Genomic DNA, 2,392 nt, shown 5'->3' with positions numbered 1-2,392 from the left:
TACACACTCCTTTGGGTTTGCTAGCACTTACCTTTTCGGAGTTTTCGATGGCTTTTCCTTTTTCACTTTTGCGAACTTAATTCTACGCTATCAAAGCCCGCAGCCTACACACTTATCTACTTCAATTTTAATTTTATTAATCATACCTTTGCTTCTCCTAAATCATTACCCATTTCTGTTCCTAGCAAGCATTTGGGTGAAGCGCCCCGGCTCGCCGACATCTCCCAAATTCCGTGCATAACAGTTCCATAAACTTCGTCTCAGCGGAGTTCTTTCCATCGACATTTTCATCCCCTTGTTATGGCTATTAGTATCACATATTAATCAACAATCCCATCCAGTATTTCATTGATCGTCCGGCATACATCCGCATACTGAATATCGCGAGCATAATCAAATTGCGCCTGATAATCCAACCAATGCCTTTTCATCGTTTCGCTATTTTCAACGGTTGCTATAATCCCAGCATATCGCTGCATCACAGCCGATGTATCTCTTTTCTCCGTCGTTGCCTTAAACGCATCTTTTAAGGCACTAGAATCAACATTGTTCCATTGCAACTGGCGAATAATAAAAACATCATAATAATCCCTGGGACGGGTATTCTGGTCACCTCTTGAAATGATGGTTTCCAGTTTTTCAGCCAGAATGGTTTCCAAGTTATACGCCAATACTTTAATGCTCCGCTGTTCAAGCATCAACCGGAACTCATAGACAATTTCTTTCGGCGTAATTTTATCACCGGTGGTAATATCAATTTTCAGCGGTACCGCCATCGGCTGATACAATGCCTCCAGCGTCAACCGAAAACCTGTATATTCATCGCTTTCCCTGATTTCTTCAATGCGCTTAACAGCAAAAATAACATCGTCATCGATCTCAATCGCGCAAATCCCCTCAAACATCTTCATTATCGTATCAGAGTTGACCGGCATCCCTTTTACCGTGGCATCCATATCCATGGTCGCCCGTGTATCAAGGCCTACCAGTGCTGCAATCAAAAATCCGCCTTTCAGGATAAAATTCTCGTGATAGGAAGATACCGAAATCCGTTCCAGCAACCGTTCGAGCATGAAATTTTGCAGAACGATTTGTGCTGAGATATTTTTACTTTTCGCCATATGCTTAATGATCGCCTTTAACTGCATCACGTTTTTCACAGCAATACCTCCAGATATGAGCGAATTTTCTTTTCCACCCTCATTAGTTTTGCGTATTCCGATAATTGGGGAATGTCTTTCTTGTCCAGTTTTGCATAACGCTTAAATGCTTCTGTCACAATCTGAATCTCCACGTTGCTTCGGCCTTTCAGAATGTCGCACAGCGTTCTTTCGGCATTGTATAGTCTTACGATATTGCCGCCAGGCGTTTTCCCGGTGGTGACGCCAAGTTCATAAAGTTCATCTTTGACCCGGTAGCATTTTACGTTTTCCGTCTTAAGCGCTGAAATGTTATATTGCAGCGGAAAAGTCATGGAATACTTGATCGGCGTCCGGTCGGTCAAATCCATTAAAAAGAGAGCCGTTCCGTGGGAAAATATCCCCTTTTTATAACGGTTTTGGAGATTGAACATTTCATCATCAAACGTCGTGGGCAGAATGTATACCCCTCGTTCCGAGCGTTCCAGCAAGCCTTGATCCGCAAGCATTTTTAAGTAGTAACGGTGAATGCCTGCTTGAGTAACCTGCGCCGTTGTAATCACTCCATTATTCGTTTTTGCCAAATGCATTATTTGCTCAGCATAATTCATTGCTGTCACCTCGTTCTAATTCCGCTCTTTCTTGACTTTCTTGCTTATAATTTTATTAATAATATGCAAGAAAGTCAAAGCAATTAAACACATACTTTTACGCAAAACTCTCTGACTTTCGCGAAAAAGTTCACCCCCCTAAAAGAAAAATCCGCCTAAACTAACGTCTAGGCGAACAAAACAAACACATATTTAGTTTCTTAAAAAGCCTTAAGCCGCATGGTTTAAGGCTTTTTCCGCTCTATCAACGCCACGCACTCGACGTGTGTTTTGATAGAAACGTGATACAAAACGGCATAACTATTACTCCATATACGCTCCGGGGGTAACAAGGGGGTGAGCCCCAAAACTACATTTACACGCTATGCCGCTTCATTGCCGAAAACTGCCCGTATTACCAAAAACAACTGGACACGTACTGTTTCAAATCAATTCGCGCATACCCACCACAACGTTTTTCCACGCTTTTCCATAATAAAGATATCCACTCATTCCTCAGCATCCGATAGCAATAAATCTCTAAGCCATACCGGCAAATGATTTATCTTGTCGACGCCGGGCTATAATTAGCCAGTAGCGCCGGTCGATAATTGATCACTATCGGTCGGGTAGAAATTGACCACCCTCCCCCAATAGGCTACC

2 protein-coding genes are annotated in these 2,392 nt (G+C 42.6%); both read right to left on the bottom strand.

What is annotated here, in order from left to right; genetic code table 11:
• Positions 1 to 320: 320 nt before the first annotated feature.
• Positions 321 to 1,160, bottom strand: coding sequence for a nucleotidyl transferase AbiEii/AbiGii toxin family protein (locus tag C508_RS0117265; protein ID WP_018704819.1), 840 nt, complete (start codon positions 1,158 to 1,160; stop codon positions 321 to 323).
• Complete coding sequence (locus tag C508_RS0117260) at positions 1,157 to 1,750, bottom strand: type IV toxin-antitoxin system AbiEi family antitoxin domain-containing protein (RefSeq protein WP_018704818.1); 594 nt, start codon at positions 1,748 to 1,750, stop codon at positions 1,157 to 1,159. Before C508_RS0117260 ends, C508_RS0117265 begins: the two co-directional genes overlap by 4 nt.
• Positions 1,751 to 2,392: the final 642 nt, after the last annotated feature.

This window comes from Anaeromusa acidaminophila DSM 3853, assembly GCF_000374545.1.
In the GTDB taxonomy this organism is placed as follows: domain Bacteria; phylum Bacillota; class Negativicutes; order Anaeromusales; family Anaeromusaceae; genus Anaeromusa; species Anaeromusa acidaminophila.
This window is presented reverse-complemented; position numbering and strand designations above follow the sequence as displayed.